Annotated in this window: 16 protein-coding genes; 3 read left to right on the top strand and 13 right to left on the bottom strand. The window is 53.8% G+C overall.

Annotated features, from left to right (window positions below):
* Nucleotides 1–479 precede the first annotated feature (479 nt).
* The 4 genes from hemG to pepQ are packed head-to-tail and all read right to left on the bottom strand — an operon-like array spanning nucleotide 480 to nucleotide 4,472.
* On the bottom strand, nucleotides 480–1,019 hold the full coding sequence (gene hemG, locus EYY67_RS18500; protein WP_119825654.1) for a menaquinone-dependent protoporphyrinogen IX dehydrogenase: 540 nt from the start codon (nucleotides 1,017–1,019) through the stop codon (nucleotides 480–482).
* A 21-nt stretch (nucleotides 1,020–1,040) separates the two neighbouring features.
* Nucleotides 1,041–2,492 (bottom strand): Trk system potassium transporter TrkH, encoded by a 1,452-nt coding sequence (gene trkH, locus EYY67_RS18495; RefSeq protein WP_095924278.1) that lies wholly within the window; start codon nucleotides 2,490–2,492, stop codon nucleotides 1,041–1,043.
* Nucleotides 2,493–2,529: 37 nt separating this feature from the next.
* Nucleotides 2,530–3,141 carry an IMPACT family protein gene (locus tag EYY67_RS18490; protein ID WP_131694089.1) on the bottom strand — a complete coding sequence of 204 codons (612 nt, stop codon included), beginning with the start codon at nucleotides 3,139–3,141 and terminating at the stop codon, nucleotides 2,530–2,532.
* The gene (pepQ, locus tag EYY67_RS18485; RefSeq protein WP_131694088.1) at nucleotides 3,141–4,472 is read right to left on the bottom strand and encodes a Xaa-Pro dipeptidase; all 1,332 of its coding nucleotides are present in this window, start codon (nucleotides 4,470–4,472) and stop codon (nucleotides 3,141–3,143) included. The genes EYY67_RS18490 and pepQ overlap by 1 nt, the downstream gene beginning before the upstream one ends.
* Before the next feature lie 189 nt (nucleotides 4,473–4,661).
* Between pepQ and fadB the strand changes: the two genes are divergently transcribed.
* The gene (gene fadB, locus EYY67_RS18480; RefSeq protein WP_131694087.1) at nucleotides 4,662–6,854 is read left to right on the top strand and encodes a fatty acid oxidation complex subunit alpha FadB; all 2,193 of its coding nucleotides are present in this window, start codon (nucleotides 4,662–4,664) and stop codon (nucleotides 6,852–6,854) included.
* An 11-nt stretch (nucleotides 6,855–6,865) separates the two neighbouring features.
* Entirely contained in the window at nucleotides 6,866–8,029 is a 1,164-nt protein-coding gene (gene fadA / locus EYY67_RS18475) for an acetyl-CoA C-acyltransferase FadA (RefSeq protein ID WP_131694086.1), read from the top strand.
* A 116-nt stretch (nucleotides 8,030–8,145) separates the two neighbouring features.
* Here the strand turns inward: fadA and fre are convergent, their stop codons facing one another.
* The 3 genes from fre to pepE all read right to left on the bottom strand — a co-directional run bounded on the left by fre (nucleotide 8,146) and on the right by pepE (nucleotide 11,291).
* Nucleotides 8,146–8,847: an NAD(P)H-flavin reductase gene (gene fre, locus EYY67_RS18470; RefSeq protein ID WP_095924273.1), complete on the bottom strand. Its 702-nt coding sequence runs from the start codon at nucleotides 8,845–8,847 to the stop codon at nucleotides 8,146–8,148.
* Nucleotides 8,848–8,895: 48 nt separating this feature from the next.
* Nucleotides 8,896–10,386 (bottom strand): 4-hydroxy-3-polyprenylbenzoate decarboxylase, encoded by a 1,491-nt coding sequence (ubiD, locus tag EYY67_RS18465; protein WP_095924272.1) that lies wholly within the window; start codon nucleotides 10,384–10,386, stop codon nucleotides 8,896–8,898.
* Nucleotides 10,387–10,565: 179 nt separating this feature from the next.
* Complete coding sequence (gene pepE, locus EYY67_RS18460) at nucleotides 10,566–11,291, bottom strand: dipeptidase PepE (protein WP_095924271.1); 726 nt, start codon at nucleotides 11,289–11,291, stop codon at nucleotides 10,566–10,568.
* Between the two features lie 162 nt (nucleotides 11,292–11,453).
* On the opposite strand from pepE, the gene rfaH reads away from it, so the two are divergent.
* On the top strand, nucleotides 11,454–11,942 hold the full coding sequence (gene rfaH / locus EYY67_RS18455; RefSeq protein WP_195818158.1) for a transcription/translation regulatory transformer protein RfaH: 489 nt from the start codon (nucleotides 11,454–11,456) through the stop codon (nucleotides 11,940–11,942).
* 61 nt (nucleotides 11,943–12,003) lie between these two features.
* On the opposite strand, the gene tatD is transcribed toward rfaH, so the two are convergent.
* The 6 genes from tatD to ubiJ form a co-directional block, all read right to left on the bottom strand.
* Nucleotides 12,004–12,795 (bottom strand): 3'-5' ssDNA/RNA exonuclease TatD, encoded by a 792-nt coding sequence (tatD, locus tag EYY67_RS18450; protein ID WP_131694085.1) that lies wholly within the window; start codon nucleotides 12,793–12,795, stop codon nucleotides 12,004–12,006.
* Nucleotides 12,796–12,854: 59 nt separating this feature from the next.
* Nucleotides 12,855–13,622 (bottom strand): Sec-independent protein translocase subunit TatC, encoded by a 768-nt coding sequence (tatC, locus tag EYY67_RS18445; RefSeq protein WP_013577431.1) that lies wholly within the window; start codon nucleotides 13,620–13,622, stop codon nucleotides 12,855–12,857.
* Nucleotides 13,623–13,624: 2 nt separating this feature from the next.
* Nucleotides 13,625–14,284 carry a Sec-independent protein translocase protein TatB gene (gene tatB / locus EYY67_RS18440; protein WP_131694084.1) on the bottom strand — a complete coding sequence of 220 codons (660 nt, stop codon included), beginning with the start codon at nucleotides 14,282–14,284 and terminating at the stop codon, nucleotides 13,625–13,627.
* 3 nt (nucleotides 14,285–14,287) lie between these two features.
* Nucleotides 14,288–14,554: a Sec-independent protein translocase subunit TatA gene (gene tatA, locus EYY67_RS18435; RefSeq protein ID WP_095925255.1), complete on the bottom strand. Its 267-nt coding sequence runs from the start codon at nucleotides 14,552–14,554 to the stop codon at nucleotides 14,288–14,290.
* A 71-nt stretch (nucleotides 14,555–14,625) separates the two neighbouring features.
* Nucleotides 14,626–16,257, bottom strand: coding sequence for a ubiquinone biosynthesis regulatory protein kinase UbiB (ubiB, locus tag EYY67_RS18430; RefSeq protein WP_095924267.1), 1,632 nt, complete (start codon nucleotides 16,255–16,257; stop codon nucleotides 14,626–14,628).
* Nucleotides 16,254–16,862: a ubiquinone biosynthesis protein UbiJ gene (ubiJ, locus tag EYY67_RS18425; protein ID WP_131694093.1), complete on the bottom strand. Its 609-nt coding sequence runs from the start codon at nucleotides 16,860–16,862 to the stop codon at nucleotides 16,254–16,256. Before ubiJ ends, ubiB begins: the two co-directional genes overlap by 4 nt.

The raw sequence follows: 16,862 nt of genomic DNA, 5'->3' as shown, positions 1-16,862 counted from the left end.
GCCTGCCGCCAGCGTTCAATCTGAGCCATGATCAAACTCTTCAATTAAAAGTTCGATTTGCTTCAACAAGTGAAGCGATGCTCAGAGATTACTTCGTAATAATTCAACTAAATGAATTACTGCTTGGTCACTCTAAGACTTGATATTTTTTGCCACCGAAGTGGCTGATATCGTCTTGTGAGTGCCCACACAGATTGTCTGATAAATTGTTAAAGAGCGTACGTTGCGAGACTTAACTCAGCAACGTGGGAGGCAGATAATACTCTTTCTCCCTGAAGAGTCAACCATTTTCTTTTACAAGATGCGGTGTTTTCACCGGGTTGATTCTTCCTGACTGGGCGACTTGGTTCTCGTTAGAGGAGTCGTTGTTCCCGGTCAGTGGAGGCGCATTATAGGGAGTTCTCAGAAGGCCGCAACCCCTAATTTCAAAAAACTTTCTGAATGCTTTCTTTTTGGTCTAAACGACTATTTAGCCCGCATTAGTGCGATTTTTTATACGATATTTGCCCAAAATCTTCAGCGAATTTAGCCACCTGCTGCCAGTCGGTATATTCGACTTCTTTACGGGTATCCGTTTCACCGCCGGTCATACGCATAATAAGTTGGATCATCACCTTGTCGAACCAGCGATAGCGCGGATAACGTAATGCGCCGGCGAAGACACCACACATTGCCGGCTCCCACGGTGACGCCAGCAGGAACTTACGCACATAGGCATTCGTCTGCGGCGTACGTTTCTCGGGTTTACGCGCAGTGAGGTTAACGCCGAAAAATGCCGAAGGCATGTGGTTAAGGATACCGGCATGCTTTTTAACGAATTTATCCAGCACCGGATTAAAATGACCGTAACGTATAGAGGCACCGATCATGACCTGGTCATAGCTTTTCAGATCGACGCGTTCTGCATGAGCCAGATCGACCACATCGCAGCTGCACTTCTCTTTCAGCTCATTCGCTATATAAGAAGCGATAGCATGCGTTTGTCCGTCACGACTTGAATAGAGTATCAACGCTTTCATACTGGTTTCCCTTTCCTAAACTCATTCCCGCCAGAACGTCGGCGTGAACAGCACTAATAATGTGAAGACTTCCAGACGACCAAATAACATGGTGACGATCAGGATCCATTTCGCCACCGAATTCATCGAAGCAAAGTTATCCGCCACGACCCCCAGGCCCGGCCCGAGGTTATTGAGTGTCGCGGTCACGGCGGCAAAAGCGGAGAAGTTATCCACGCCGGTCGCCACAATCGCCAGCATACTGACAATAAACACCAGCGCGTAAGCGGAGAAGAAACCCCACACCGCTTCAATAATACGTTCCGGCAATGCGCGGTTACCCAATTTAATGGTGTAAACCGCATTCGGGTGAACCAGCCTTTTCAGCTCGCGTGAGCCCTGTAAGTAAAGCAACAGGATGCGGATCACTTTCAGGCCGCCACCGGTAGAACCGGCACAACCCCCGATAAAGGCAGAACATAATAGAAGAAGAGGCAGGAACAGCGGCCATTTGGAAATACTGTCCGTGGTATATCCCGCCGTGGTAGCCATGGAAACCACCTGGAAGAATGCCTGATTCAGCGTTTCCAGCCCTGAGCCGTAGGTATTGTGGATCCAGAGAATCACCGTACAGATGATCACCAGCGTGAACTGCACGCCGATAAACATACGGAATTCCGGGTCACGCCAGTACACCTTGAGATTTCGCCCGCTCAGCACCGCAAAGTGCAGACCATAGTTACAACCGGAGATCAGCAGGAAAACTGCCACAATGGTATTGATGGTTCCGCTGTGGAAATACCCGATGCTGGCGTCGTGCGTCGAGAAGCCGCCGATGGCGATAGTTGAGAAACTGTGGCTAATCGCATCAAAGACCGGCATGCCTGCGCCCCATAAGGACAGTGCACAGGCAATGGTCAGCAGCACATAAATAAGCCACAGCGTTTTGGCGGTTTCAGCAATTCGCGGGCGCATCTTGTTATCCTTCAGCGGCCCCGGCATTTCGGCACGATACAACTGCATCCCACCGACACCGAGTATGGGCAGAATCGCCACCGCGAGCACAATGATCCCCATCCCGCCGAACCACTGCAGCATCTGCCGGTAGAACAGAATGGCTTTCGGTAACGAATCCAGCCCGACCAGCGTAGTGGCGCCCGTGGTCGTCAGACCGGAGAAGGATTCAAAGAAAGCATCGGTAAGGGAAAGATTTGGCCGCTCGGAAAACAGAAAAGGCAGTGCCCCGACGCTGCCCAACACCGTCCAGAACAGCACCACGATCAGGAAACCTTCCCGTGGCTTAAGCTCACTTTTTTGCTTCCGGTTTGGCAGCCAGAGCAGCAGGCCGATCACCAGCGCCACGAAGAAGGTCTGACTGAACGCACGCCCCGCACCATCGCGGTAAATTAAAGCGACCAGGCCGGGAATAATCATCGTTCCCGAGAAAAGGATGACGAGCACCCCCACAATGCGTGTTATGGCACGAAAATGCATGCTGGTGCGTTCCTCAGCGAATTAACCATAGAAAAATTTAAGAAACCGGACGCAGAATGAGCGTGCCACGGCTGATATCGAATAAGTGACTGACCGTTGCCGGCGCATCCGCCGCAGGCAACGCCAGAACGAGATCCACCGCAGCGCCAAACTCACTGCGTAAAATATGTCCGCCCACCTGCGAAAGCAGCGTTTCCACCAGCTGTAACTGGCTGTAATCACACTGCACCGCGAACTCGGCCAGCGGCACCTTTTGCTGCACGACAAGTTGTTTTAATGCCTGCTGAACACCGCCACCGTAGGCTTTCACCAACCCGCCGGTGCCCAACATAATGCCGCCGTAATAACGCACCACGACGGCTGTGATCTCTCCCACCCCGCTTCCCATCAGCTGACTTAAGATGGGTTTACCGGCTGTGCCCGCCGGTTCGCCATCATCAGAAAAGCCCAGTTGCTGAGAATCATCCGGCGCGCCAGCCACAAACGCCCAGCAGTGATGTCGCGCTGCAGGGTGCTGATGTCTGACATCCTGAATAAAGGCTTTTGCCGCCTCAATCCCTTCCGTTCTCGCCAGCAAGGTGATGAAGCGGCTTTTCTTTATCTCTTCACTGAAACTGACTGGCTCAGCGGGGACGGAGTAAGGCTGCATCAGGCCAGCTTCAGGTCACGTGTCATATTTTCGATACGGTTATCGTGGATGACAATATTGTCTTCGATACGGATACCGCCAAATGGCTTCATCGCATCGATACGATCCCAGGCAAAGTGCTTGCTGAACTGCCCTTCGCGCCACGGTAACAGCAACGAATCGATGAAATACAGCCCCGGCTCGATGGTCAGCACCATCCCCGGCTCCAGCATGCGGGTACAACGCAGATAAGGATATTGCGAAGGCGCGGCCAGATGTGTCCCCGTATCGTCTTGCATAAACCCGGCGACATCGTGAACCTGTAACCCCAGCGGATGCCCCAGACCATGCGGCAGGAAAGGCCCGGTCAGGTTCTGTTCCACCATGGCGTCTTCACTGATATCTACCACCAGCTTGTGCGCTTTCAACAATTTGGCGATGCGATGATGCATCTGAACATGATAGTCGGTATAGCGCACACCGGCTTTAATCGTATCGATCAACGCCAGTTCTTCGGTATTGAGATCTTTCACCAGCGCGGCAAAATCACTGTCAGGTTTGGCGGCATAGGTACGCGTCAGATCGGCGGCATAACCGTTGTATTCCGCACCGGCATCCAGCAGGAAACTGCGCATTTCGGCAGGCGGCTGATTATCGAGCGTGGTGTAGTGCAGAATGGACGCGTGTTCATTGAGCGCGACAATGTTGCTGTAAGGCACATCGGTATCACGGTGTCCGGTGGCGGTGAGATACGCCAGATTAATGTCGAACTCGCTCATGCCGGACAGGAAGGCTTCTTTCGCCGCGCGATGTCCGCTGACGGCCACTTTCTGCGCTTCACGCATACAGGCCAGTTCATAATCTGTTTTGTCGGCACGATGATAATGCAGGAAATCCAGCACCGCTTTCGGGTTCACGTTCCCGGCAGGGATACCCATGCTGATCGCGCGATCCTGACTGTAACCAATATATCCCACACGTTTGAGATCAACCGGCAACTGGCCTTTGATGTCATCGGCATTGGCCAGCGGCGTCAGGGAAATTTCTTTGGTCCAGAAGGACTCCGGCAGCGGCTCGTGGCTGTGCCAGTAATCCACCGGAGAATAGAACCACAGCTTCGGCGCATTCACGCCATCCACCCACAGCCAGCAGTTTGGCACCTGCGTGACCGGCACCCAGGCCTTGAACTGCGGGTTTACTTTGAAAGGATAACTGTGGTCATCAAGGAAGGTCGTCAGCAATTCACCGGAGTGAATCAGTAACGCATCAAGCTGAGAACGTTGCAGAATTTCACGGGCACGCGTCTGCAGCGTGGCGATATGTTCTTTATAAAGCGTAGTAAGCGATTCCATCCAACTGTCCTTTTTTCACCTGAAAGACGATGCAGCATCTTACCACAGCCTTACCGCGACCATAGTCCCCGAAGGTTTGTGATCTTGCCTGCAAATAAAACACATCTCATTTGCAAATTATTAACATAAAAACCACACTCCAAAGCATCTGGTCATACCAGATCATCCCCGATGATTCAGGAGAGACACATGCTCTACCAAGGCGAAACATTACACCTGCACTGGCTCGACGGCGGTATCGCGGAGCTGGTGTTTGATGCTCCAGGCTCGGTCAACAAACTCGACACCCAAACGGTCGCCAGCCTGGGCGAAGCGATTGCCGTACTTGAAAAGCAGTCTGAGCTGAAAGGTTTGCTGCTGAGTTCGGCCAAGCCGGCGTTTATCGTTGGCGCAGATATCACTGAATTCCTTTCTTTATTCAACGCACCCGCAGAAAAACTGCATGAGTGGCTGGACTTCGCCAACAGCATTTTTAACCGTCTGGAAGACCTGCCGGTGCCCACACTGTCTGCCATCAGCGGTTATGCGCTGGGTGGCGGTTGTGAATGTGTGCTGGCGACTGATTTTCGCATCAGCACCGCCGATGCCCGCATTGGCTTGCCGGAAACCAGCTTAGGCATTATGCCGGGCTTCGGCGGCTCGGTACGCCTGCCGCGTCTGATCGGCACCGACAGTGCGCTGGAAATTATCGCCGCCGGTAAAAATATCAGCGGGAAAGAGGCCCTGAAAATCGGGCTGGTGGATGCCGTTGTAGACGCCGACAAACTGCGCGATGCCGGTATTACCATGCTGAAAAATGCCGTCGACGGAAAACTGGACTGGCATAACCGCCGTGATCCGAAACGTCTGCCGCTGAAACTCAGCCAGATTGAAGCGGCGATGAGCTTCAGCGTCGCCAAAAGCATGGTCATGCAAAATGCCGGTAAACATTATCCGGCGCCAATAACTGCCGTGAAAACCATTGAAGCGGCGGCGCGTCTTGGCCGTGATGAAGCCCTGCAACTGGAAACTGCCAGTTTTGTGCCTCTCGCGCAATCCAAAGAAGCCCGCGCGCTGGTCAGCATTTTCCTCAACGATCAGTTTGTGAAAGGCAAAGCCAAAAAACTGGCTCACGGCAGTGATAAACCGACACAGGCTGCGGTACTGGGCGCAGGGATTATGGGCGGCGGGATCGCCTATCAGTCGGCGCTGAAAGGCGTGCCGGTGGTGATGAAAGACATCAACGACCAGTCGCTGACGCTCGGCATGAACGAAGCAGCCAAATTACTGAACAAACAACTCGAGCGCGGCAAACTCGACGGCATGAAGATGGCTAAAGTGCTGTCCACCATTCATCCGACGCTGGATTACAGCGGCATTGAACGCGCCAGCGTAGTCGTTGAAGCCGTGGTAGAGAATCCAAAAGTCAAAGCTGCCGTTCTGGCGGAAGCGGAATCGCTGCTCGATGCCGATACCGTGCTGGCGTCGAATACCTCGACCATTCCCATCGATCAGTTGGCCTCCTCGCTGAAGCGTCCGGAAAACTTCTGCGGCATGCACTTCTTCAACCCGGTTCACCGGATGCCGCTGGTGGAGATCGTCCGTGGCGAAAAAACTTCAGACAAAACGATTTCACGCATCGTCTCCTACGCGCTGACCATGGGGAAAACGCCGGTCGTCGTCAATGACTGCCCGGGCTTCTTCGTTAACCGCGTGCTGTTCCCGTATTTCTCCGGTTTCAGCCTGTTACTGCGTGACGGTGCCGATTTCCGCCAGATCGACAAAGTGATGGAAAAACAGTTCGGCTGGCCGATGGGCCCGGCGTATCTGCTGGATGTGGTCGGTATCGACACCGCGCATCACGCACAAGCGGTGATGGCCGCCGGTTTCCCTGACCGTATGGCGCGGGATTACCGTGATGCCGTCGATGTACTGTTTGATAACCGTCGTTTCGGCCAGAAGAATCAGCTCGGTTTCTACCGCTACAGTGAAGACAGCAAAGGCAAGCCGCGTAAGGACGTCGATGAACAGGCGATCAGCCTGCTGGCCGACAACCTGAAACCGGCACACGCGGATTTCTCACCGCAGGACATCATCGCCCGCATGATGATCCCGATGATTAACGAAGTGGTGCGCTGTTTTGAGGAAGGCATTATTGCCAGCCCGGCGGAAGCCGACATGGCGCTGGTGTACGGCATCGGTTTCCCTCCGTTCCACGGCGGTCCGTTCCGTTATCTCGATACCCTCGGCACCGCCGAATATCTGAAAATGACCGAACAGTACGCCCATCTGGGGCCGATGTATCAGGCACCGGCCGGGTTACGCGCCAAAGCGCAAACCAATGAAAGTTATTATCCGGTTGCGGCTCCGCTGGAAAACTTCAGCACCGGTAATCAGGCATAAGGACCGAAATCATGGAAAACGTAGTCATTGTTGACGCAGTCCGCACGCCAATGGGCCGTTCGAAAGGCGGTGCATTCCGCCACGTCAGGGCTGAAGATCTCTCCGCACATCTGATGCGCGCCGTGCTGGCCCGCAATCCGGCACTGAACGCCAAAGAGATTGATGATATTTACTGGGGCTGTGTGCAGCAGACGCTGGAACAAGGCTTCAACATAGCCCGCAATGCCGCATTGCTGGCGGAAATCCCGCACAGTGTCCCGGCGACCACCGTTAACCGCCTGTGTGGTTCTTCCATGCAGGCACTGCACGACGCAGCGCGCGCCATTATGGTCGGCGATGCGCAGGTCAGCCTGATCGGCGGCGTGGAACATATGGGCCATGTGCCGATGAATCACGGCGTCGATTTTCATCCCGGCCTGAGCAAAACTGTCGCGAAAGCGGCGGGGATGATGGGACTGACCGCTGAAATGCTGGCGAAAATGCACCAGATCAGCCGTGAAATGCAGGATGAATTCGCCGCACGTTCACACCAGCGTGCCCATGCGGCCACCATCGCGGGGCATTTCGCCAATGAAATCGTGGCAACCGAAGGCCATAACGCCGACGGCGTGCTGACCCGTTATGATTTCGACGAAGTGATCCGCCCGGAAACTACAGTCGCCACGCTGGCGGCCTTGCGTCCGGCCTTCGATCCGGTGAACGGCACGGTCACGGCGGGGACGTCCTCGGCGCTGTCCGACGGCGCATCGGCGATGTTGCTGATGAGCGAATCCCGCGCGGCGTCGTTAGGTCTGAAAGCCCGCGCCCGCATCCGTGCGATGGCGGTGGTCGGCTGCGACCCGTCGATCATGGGTTACGGCCCGGTTCCTGCAACGCGTCTGGCACTGAAACGCGCCGGACTGAGCGTGCAGGACATCGGCCTGTTCGAACTGAACGAAGCCTTTGCCGCACAGGCGTTGCCTTGTGTGAAAGACCTGGGGCTGCTGGAAAGCATGGAAGATCGCGTCAACCTGAACGGAGGCGCTATCGCGCTCGGTCACCCGCTCGGCTGTTCCGGCTCGCGCATTTCCACCACCTTGCTGAACCTGATGGAACGCCGCGATGTCCAGTTTGGCGTTGCGACCATGTGTATCGGTTTAGGTCAGGGCATCGCGACCGTTTTCGAACGCGTCTGACCCTCCCTTTCTGCAAAAACAAAAAAGCGGGCATTCAGCCCGCTTTGATCAATCTGTCTTACCCGTTTTAGTTGCCGTTTTCCCGCCTGTCAGGGGCGGGCTTTTTCGTTGTTCAATCAGATGAACGAGAAGGCATCACCAAACAAACGATCTTCCAGCGCACCGCGTTCCGCGACAAAACGTTCACGGGCGATTTTAGCCATCTCAAAACGACCGGCGATATAAATATCGTGTTCAGCCAGTGAGGAGAAATCCTGTAAAACCGCGCTCAGCACGGTGCCGCTCCTGCCCTGCCAGCCGTCTTCCGGCTGTTCAACCACCGGGATCACTTTCAGGTTCGGGTGATTGATGCTTATCGCTTCCAGCTCAGACAGATCATACAAATGCTTCAGCTCACGGCCGCCCCAGTAAATGGAGATGTCGCGGTGAGGTTGCTGTTCGAGTGCGGTAATCAGAATGGAACGTACGTAAGAGAACCCGGTTCCCCCCGCAATCAGCACCAGCGGACGTTCGCCGTCTTCCCGCAGCCAGGCATCGCCGTGCGGAATATCCACGGTGATGGCCTGTTCTTTCAGGATGCGATCCATTACCGCCATCGCGTACAGATTCAGTTCAGACGCGCCAATGTGCAGCTCAATCACATTATGTTGAGCAGGCGTGGAGGCCAGTGAGAACGGACGCTTGTCGCGCTCATCCATCACTACCATCAGATACTGACCCGCGCGGAACGAGAAAGGCGCTTCCGGAACCAGCCGGACCCGATACACCGTATCGGTTATCGCCTCAACCGAGGTCACTTTACAGCTCAATGTTGTCATGCGTTCCCTCTGTGGGTCGTCAAATCAAAGCGTAGGACAAAGGTTCGATTATTTTTTCACATCGTCTTTATCATTAAGAATAGCGAGTTCATCCCAAATAGCGTCGATACGCGCGGTGACTTCCGGATCTTTCACAATCGGACGCCCCCATTCACGCTGCGTTTCACCCGGCCATTTGTTGGTCGCATCCATCCCCATTTTTGAGCCGAGGCCCGATACCGGGGAGGCGAAATCGAGATAATCAATCGGCGTATTTTCTACCAGAACCGTATCCCGCGCGGGATCCATCCGGGTAGTAATCGCCCAAATCACGTCGTTCCAGTCGCGGGCATTCACGTCGTCGTCGCACACAATCACAAACTTGGTGTACATGAACTGACGCAGGAATGACCAGACGCCCATCATCACGCGCTTCGCGTGACCGGCATACTGCTTCTTCATGGTAACGACAGCCAGACGGTAGGAGCAACCCTCCGGCGGCAGATAGAAATCAACAATTTCCGGAAACTGCTTTTTCAGAATCGGCACAAACACTTCATTCAGCGCCACCCCCAGTACCGCAGGTTCATCCGGCGGACGTCCGGTGTAGGTGGAATGATAGATAGCGTCTTTCCGCTGCGTCATGTGTGTAATGGTGAACACCGGGAAACTGTCCACTTCATTATAGTAGCCGGTATGGTCGCCATAAGGGCCTTCCGGCGCCATTTCGCCCGGTTCGATATACCCTTCCAGCACAATTTCGGCGCTGGCAGGCACTTCCAGATCGTTTGAAATACACTTCACCACTTCCGTTTTATTGCCGCGCAACAATCCGGCGAAAGCATATTCAGAAAGCGTATCAGGCACCGGCGTCACTGCCCCCAAAATGGTGGCCGGATCGGCGCCCAGAGCCACGGAAACCGGAAAACGTTGCCCCGGATTCTGCTGGCACCACTCCTGGAAATCCAGCGCGCCGCCGCGATGGGACAACCAGCGCATGATGACTTTATTTTTGCCCAGCACCTGCTGGCGATAAATGCCCAGATTCTGACGCGGCTTGTTCGGGCCACGGGTGACGGTCAGCCCCCAGGTGATCAGCGGCGCGGCATCTTCCGGCCAGCACTGCATCACCGGAATTTTAGTGATATCGACCGCATCACCTTCCCAGATCTGCTGCTGACAAGGCGCGGAGTGCAGCACCTTGGTCGGCATATTCAGCACCTGTTTAAACTTCGGCGCTTTATCGTATAAATCGCGAAAACCGCGCGGCGGCTCAGGCTCTTTCAGAAACGCCAGCAATTCACCGACTTCACGCAACGCACTGACGTCCTCTTTTCCCATGCCCATCGCCACACGCTGAGGTGTGCCGAACAGATTGCACAGAACCGGCATGTCGTAGCCTTTTGGATTTTCGAACAAAAGCGCCGGGCCGCCTGCACGCAGGGTACGATCGGCAATTTCGGTCATTTCCAGATAAGGATCGACTTCCTGGCTAATGCGTTTCAGTTGGCCTCTCTGTTCGAGTAACGAGAGGAAGTCACGTAAATCACGGTATTTCATGCTGATTCTGAGTCGCCGGGTTGAAGGAGGGCATTATAGAGCCTCTCCGGGGTTGTTGCTGCCTTTTTGTTATCAGCAGGTTTGTTATTAGTAAACAATCTCTCATAACGAAAAAGCAGTATAACCGTCAGCCCCGGTATTTCTGGACTGACGGTGCGGAAGTGATATCGCGCCACTCATCACAGGCAGTTAAAAGGCACCAGAGACTGAATCGCCTGAGTATCCTGATATTCCTGTGTTTCCTGTCCGTGACGGAAAACTTTAAAGCCCTGATCTTTAGCACTGAAGTAACTCAGATCATTGCCGGACACCTGCAACAAGCTACCTTCACGCAGGGCAATCACCGATTCGGACGGATTGACCGCACAGAATTCCGCAATACGCTCATCACGGGTTTCTCCCATATGTCCGCTTAAATGCGCGTCAATGTAGTGCGGATTGATTTGCACCGGGAACAGCCCGATCGACGGCAGAACCACTGAGTTACGAACCGGCATATCATTAGTGGTGCGGATACTTGGCGTCGCCACGTTACAGCCCGCGCTCCAGCCAATATACGGCACATTACGCTCACGCACGGCGCGCTGGATGGGTACGATCAGGCTGTTTTCATGCAGCATCTGATTGAGCATCCAGGTGTTGCCGCCGCTGATCAGAATACATTGCGCGCTGGCAATGGCGTCTGCTGGGTTTTCTGCGTGATGAATGCTGCTGACGTCAATGCCCAGCACATCTGAAAGCTCTTTCGCACGGGCATCATAATCACTGCGGATCAGGGCGTAAGGGATCAGAACCGCAGACGTGATCTTGCGTGCCTGCAACAGGGTCTGGATACGGGCTTTCGCGTAGCCCAGTAACTCTGATTCACCTGAGAGCTTACCGTTACTCAGTAAGAACAACTCCATGAGACTTCTCCTGATAAAATAAGACTAATAGAGGGGATAAGAACGCGCTTTTCTCCGATAATAAAAGATAACGGGCCGACAGTCTGCACAGACTTGCACTGTCTGTATCTCATGAGCGGCTTTTGGTATGCTGCCCCGCTCGACGCTTTTATGTGGGAAACTATGGAATCCTGGTATTTACTCTATTGCAAACGTGGTCAGCTTCTTCGCGCAAAGGAACATCTTGAGCGCCAGCACGTTAACTGTCTGACGCCGATGATCACATTGGAGAAGTTAGTGCGCGGACGCCGTACAGCCGTCAGCGAGCCATTGTTCCCGAATTACATGTTCATCGAGTTTGACCCCGAGCGGATCCACACCACGACGATCAACGCGACGCGTGGCGTCAGCCACTTCATCCGCTTTGGCGCGAAACTGGCGACGGTACAGCCGGACGTGATTAAACAACTGATGGAACCGCCATCGGTCGAAGTACGTGATCCTGAGACGCCGTATGAAGGCGATGCTGTGGTGATCACTGACGGGATATTTGCCGGTATCGAAGCGATTTATACCGAACCTGACGGCGAGGCGCGGTCGCTGCTGATGCTGAACCTCATCAATCAGCCGGTTCGCCAGAGCATCGAAAATACGCACTTTCAGAAACTCTGACCGGCCTTTCCGGTCAGTGAAAAAGACAAAGGCACCTTCAGCGGTGCCTTTTTTACGGGCTTCAGTTGCGGACGGGCAACGCAAAAAGTCTGCGCGCATTGTCATCCGTGGTATCCGCCAGCCACTGTGGATCCTCACCCCGCCACAGCGCCACCTGCTTCACGATGTGCGGCAGGAAAGCCGGTTCATTGCGGCGGTTTTTCGGTTTATTTTCCATATCACGTGGCAGTAAATACGGGGCATCGGTTTCCAGCATCAGCCTGTCCGACGGGATCAGCGGCAACATTTCACGCAGTTCCAGTCCGCGACGCTCGTCGCACACCCAGCCGGTAATACCGATCGACAACCCGAGCGACAGGTAGAGATCCAGCTCCTGTCGGGTACCGGTGAAACAGTGCACCACGCCGCCCGGTAAATCAGACAGCCAGGGTTTCAGCAAGGCCGCGAAACGCTCACCGGCATCGCGACAGTGCAGAAATACCGGCAACTGCAATGCTTTCGCCAATGCAAGCTGCGCCGTGAAAGCGGCTTCCTGAAGATCTGCCGGAGAAAAGTTACGATTGAAATCCAGCCCGCACTCACCGATGGCGACCACATGGGGCATTCCGGCCAGCTGCCGGATACTCTCTTCCACCTGCGCATTCCAGTCGCTCGCCTGATGCGGATGCACACCCGCCGTAGACCAGCAAAAATCAGGATGTTCAGACGCCATTTTCTGCGCATCCACACTTTCCTGCGCTGACGTACCGGTGATCAACATCCCGCTCAGACCGGCAGCTCTGGCTCTTTCCACCACTTGCGGACGGTCTTTATCAAACTGACTGCTGGTGAGATTAATACCAATTTCAAACATGGGAAGTCCTGAAACAGAAACCGCCCAAACAAGGGCGGTTTTTAAAAACGAAAGATTTTTTACGCAGGCTGATCCGGATCGGTCTCGTTATCGACATCCGACCGGCGGCGACCTCCGACATAGAAACGGGCAAAGAACACGCCGATTTCAAACAAGAGATACATCGGAATGGCCAGCAACGTCTGCGAGAAAACATCCGGCGGCGTTAACAACATCCCGACCACAAAAGCCCCGACCAGTACATAAGGACGTTTCTTTTTCAGGTCTTCGGGCGTTGTCACCCCACTCCAGCACAGCAACACAATGGCGATAGGCACTTCGAAAGACACACCAAATGCCATAAACAGCGCCATCACGAAATCGAGATAGTTGTTAATGTCCGTGGCGATCTGTACGCCAGCCGGTGCCGTTTTCGCAAAGAAAGCAAACGCCAGCGGGAACACCACGAAGTAAGCAAACGCCACACCGAGATAGAACAACGCCGAGCTTGAGAACAGCAGCGGCATCATCAGACGGCGTTCATGCTTGTACAGCGCCGGTGCCACAAATGCCCAGACCTGATACAAAATGAAGGGCGCAGACACAAACACCGACACAATCATGGTCAGCTTAATAGGCGTAAAGAACGGCGACGCGACGTCAGTCGCAATCATGCTCGCGCCCAGCGGCATTTGCTTAATCAGCGGTGAAGCCACCAGCTGGTAGATATCATTCGCAAAATAAACCAGCGCTAAAAACACCACAATGATGCAAATAATGGCATTCAGCAGACGCTTACGCAGCTCAATCAAATGGCTGATAAGAGGTTGAGTATCTTCAACGGCCATGTTTAGCGCTCACCTGTCGTTTGAGTTGATGAAGCCGGTTTAACCGGTACTGCGGGTTCAGCAACAGGTGCTTCAACAGCTGCGGTTTTCACCGCCGGTGTAACCTCAACAGCAGCATCAGCAGCATCAGCAGCGGATTCGGACGTTTTTTCCAGCGTCACGGCCGCAGCATGTGCCGTTTTATTCGATGCCAGCGCGGCATCCACCGCACTTTGCGGCGCCGTTGCCGGTGCAGAAACCACGTTATCCGCCTTGGCCGGCGACACTCCCGCATCGTGATGCGCTTCCGCCTCATCCAGAACCGGATTGTGAATGGTATTACCTTCCGCTTTGGCTTCTTCCACCGCTTTCTCAGCAGGATTCAATCCTGAATTGATCGACTGTTTCATGGATTCTGCCGCTTCCTTCAACTCGTCCATAGACGCTTTGATTTCTGGCGTAAGGTTCTTCAGACCGGATTCTTCCGCTTTCTTCAGGCTATCCTGCAGTTCCTGAAGTTTAAGTTCCTGCGACAATTCGCTCTGAACCGACGCGGCCATGGCACGAAGCGTACGGATCCAGCCTGCTACTGTTCTGACTGCTACAGGTAAACGCTCCGGCCCGAGGACAACCAGGCCAATCACCAATACCAGCAGCAGTTCACTAAATCCAATATCGAACACGGCTTATACCTGCTCTTTGTTTTGGCTCTTGGTGTCTTCTGCTTTCGCTTCTGGCTTGCTCTCAACAGACTTCGCTACAAAATCAGCATCGGTTGGAGAAATGTCAGCGTCTTTGTTTTTAGGCTGGCTGTCGTCGTCACTCATGGCCTTTTTGAAGCCTTTGATGGACGCACCCAGATCAGAACCCAGACCACGCAGTTTCTTCGTACCGAACAGCAGCACCACAAGAACAACGAGAATCAGGATTTTTGTAATACTAATACCACCCATTATTTTCACCTCAATAGGAAGGAACGACATTCATTGCCGTTCGCAAACGGCATTCAATATACAGCAAATGTTTAGCTGGCGCGTTTCCAGCCAATTAACCAGGAAACGACACCTGCGGCCATCAGGCACGCCGGATACACTTCGACGCCGCCTAACAGTAAGAGAGTTCCGCTCAACAGGAGCGTCGCACCAATACCCAGAAGATAACGGGACTGCCCCTGACGGGATCCCTGGTTATGGATCTGGGAGGAAAGCTTCTCAATGTTGTATTGCATCAGCTTGTGCTGATGCAGGCTCTGATAAACCAGATCGGGCAATTCAGGCATTTTCTCAAGCCAGAACGGCGCACGTTCTTTCAGCGCACGGATCATCGCCGGTAAACCGACCTGATCGCGAACCCAGCTTTCGAGGAAAGGTTTCGCCGTCGTCCACAAATCCAGTTGAGGATAAAGCTGACGTCCCAGGCCTTCAACATACAACAGTGTTTTTTGCAGCAACACCAGCTGAGGCTGGACTTCCATATTAAAACGGCGAGCCGTATTAAACAGGTTTAACAAAACGTTACCGAAGGAAATTTCCGCCAGCGGCTTCTCAAAAATCGGCTCACACACCGTACGGATCGCAAATTCGAACTCTTCAACGTTGGTATCGCGAGGAACCCAACCGGAATCAACATGCAGTTCAGCCACTTTGCGGTAATCGCGATTAAAGAATGCGATGAAATTCTCCGCCAGATAGCGCTTGTCTTCCTTATTGAGCGAACCCACTATGCCGCAATCGATCCCAATGTAGCAAGGGTCTTCAGGCGTTTCGTAGCTCACGAAAATGTTGCCCGGATGCATATCTGCATGGAAGAAACTGTCGCGAAAAACCTGAGTGAAGAAAACCTGCACCCCGCGTTCCGCCAGCAATTTCATATTGGTGCCCTGTTTTTTCAGCGCCTCAATATCAGAAACCGGGATGCCGTAAATGCGTTCCATCACCATCAGACGCTCACTGCAGTAGTCCGGATACACTTCCGGCACATACAGCATCGGGCTGCCTTCAAAGTTACGGCGAAGCTGAATTGCATTGGCGGCTTCGCGCAGCAGATTCAGCTCATCCAGCAGCGTTTTCTCGTATTCACGCACCACTTCACGCGGACGTAAACGGCGACCATCCGGCAACAGGATCGGTAACCAGCCCGCCAGCCGCGACATCAGGCGAATATCCGCCACGATGGTCGGTAAAATATCCGGGCGGATCACTTTCAGCACCACCGGTTTACCGTTCTCTTTCAGGATTGCCGTGTGAACCTGAGCAATCGACGCAGAAGCCAGCGGCGTCTGATCGAATTCATCAAACCAGTTTTCCAGCGGGCCGCCGAGCGCGGAGTCAATTTGCTGACGGGCTTTCGCGCCATCAAATGGCGGAACATGGTCCTGAAGCAGAGCAAGCTGATCGGCAATTTGCGGAGGGAAGAGATCACGTCGTGTGGACATCATCTGACCGAACTTGATCCAGACAGGCCCAAGCTCTTCCAGCGCCATACGCATGCGCTCACCCAGCGGCTTTTCTTTATGACGATTAGGTAACCAGAAAAAAAGATAACGACCAATGCGCAGCGGCAGCGTTAAGCGGATTTTAGGGATCAGTTCGTCAAGGCCGTAGATCAGAAACATGCGGATAATCAGGTATAAACGTCGCATTTCCCTAGGCGTCACGGGTTGTCCTCCAGTTTTTCGATACGTTTATCCAGCGCATCCAGCTCCCGCACAAGGGCAGAAACCTCATCGCTAAACCAGACAACTTCCAGCGGACCGGGTGCCATTTTCCACTCTTCGGTCAGTGTTTGCGCCACATAGCTCTGCTGATGCTTCAGCCCTTTTTGCAGAAAGCGGAAACCGCCCTGCACGGCCTGACTCAACCCCTGAGCCGCGATATCACCGATATAAGGCGCGAGGAATTCTGCTGGCTCAAACTCTGCCATCTCCAGCAATGACGTAAACTGCTGAACAACGGAGATATCGCCGTCAACCACCAGCTCGCCACTGCGCATCAGTGGCGACAATTGCTGACGATCACGCAATTTATACAGCACGGAAAGCGTGGAAGTGACGGTGCAGTCAGTTGCCCCGTCCCATTGCCCGAGCACATCAATTTTCTGCTCACTGAACACAAAGGTCAGCGGGGCACTCAGTTCCTGCAATTCGACACGCAAAACTTTACCGGCCAGACGTGTCCGTGCCGCCTTCATGCTGCGATCTCTGAAAAGCAGATAATTAAGCGGCGTCTCGATTGCAGCAGTCAGTAACGGCGTTAACAACAT

The organism is Rahnella victoriana, assembly GCF_004330295.1.
Classification (GTDB): Bacteria; Pseudomonadota; Gammaproteobacteria; order Enterobacterales; family Enterobacteriaceae; genus Rahnella; species Rahnella victoriana.
This window is presented reverse-complemented; position numbering and strand designations above follow the sequence as displayed.

Excerpts from the sequence above, each read along its gene's own strand:
- hemG (WP_119825654.1), bottom strand. The coding sequence starts at position 1,019 with ATGAAAGCGTTGATACTCTATTCAAGTCGTGACGGACAAACGCATGCT.
- trkH (WP_095924278.1), bottom strand. The coding sequence starts at position 2,492 with ATGCATTTTCGTGCCATAACACGCATTGTGGGGGTGCTCGTCATCCTT.
- EYY67_RS18490 (WP_131694089.1), bottom strand. The coding sequence starts at position 3,141 with ATGCAGCCTTACTCCGTCCCCGCTGAGCCAGTCAGTTTCAGTGAAGAG.
- pepQ (WP_131694088.1), bottom strand. The coding sequence starts at position 4,472 with ATGGAATCGCTTACTACGCTTTATAAAGAACATATCGCCACGCTGCAG.
- fadB (WP_131694087.1), top strand. The coding sequence starts at position 4,662 with ATGCTCTACCAAGGCGAAACATTACACCTGCACTGGCTCGACGGCGGT.
- fadA (WP_131694086.1), top strand. The coding sequence starts at position 6,866 with ATGGAAAACGTAGTCATTGTTGACGCAGTCCGCACGCCAATGGGCCGT.
- fre (WP_095924273.1), bottom strand. The coding sequence starts at position 8,847 with ATGACAACATTGAGCTGTAAAGTGACCTCGGTTGAGGCGATAACCGAT.
- ubiD (WP_095924272.1), bottom strand. The coding sequence starts at position 10,386 with ATGAAATACCGTGATTTACGTGACTTCCTCTCGTTACTCGAACAGAGA.
- pepE (WP_095924271.1), bottom strand. The coding sequence starts at position 11,291 with ATGGAGTTGTTCTTACTGAGTAACGGTAAGCTCTCAGGTGAATCAGAG.
- rfaH (WP_195818158.1), top strand. The coding sequence starts at position 11,454 with ATGGAATCCTGGTATTTACTCTATTGCAAACGTGGTCAGCTTCTTCGC.
- tatD (WP_131694085.1), bottom strand. The coding sequence starts at position 12,795 with ATGTTTGAAATTGGTATTAATCTCACCAGCAGTCAGTTTGATAAAGAC.
- tatC (WP_013577431.1), bottom strand. The coding sequence starts at position 13,622 with ATGGCCGTTGAAGATACTCAACCTCTTATCAGCCATTTGATTGAGCTG.
- tatA (WP_095925255.1), bottom strand. The coding sequence starts at position 14,554 with ATGGGTGGTATTAGTATTACAAAAATCCTGATTCTCGTTGTTCTTGTG.
- ubiJ (WP_131694093.1), bottom strand. The coding sequence starts at position 16,862 with ATGTTGTTAACGCCGTTACTGACTGCTGCAATCGAGACGCCGCTTAAT.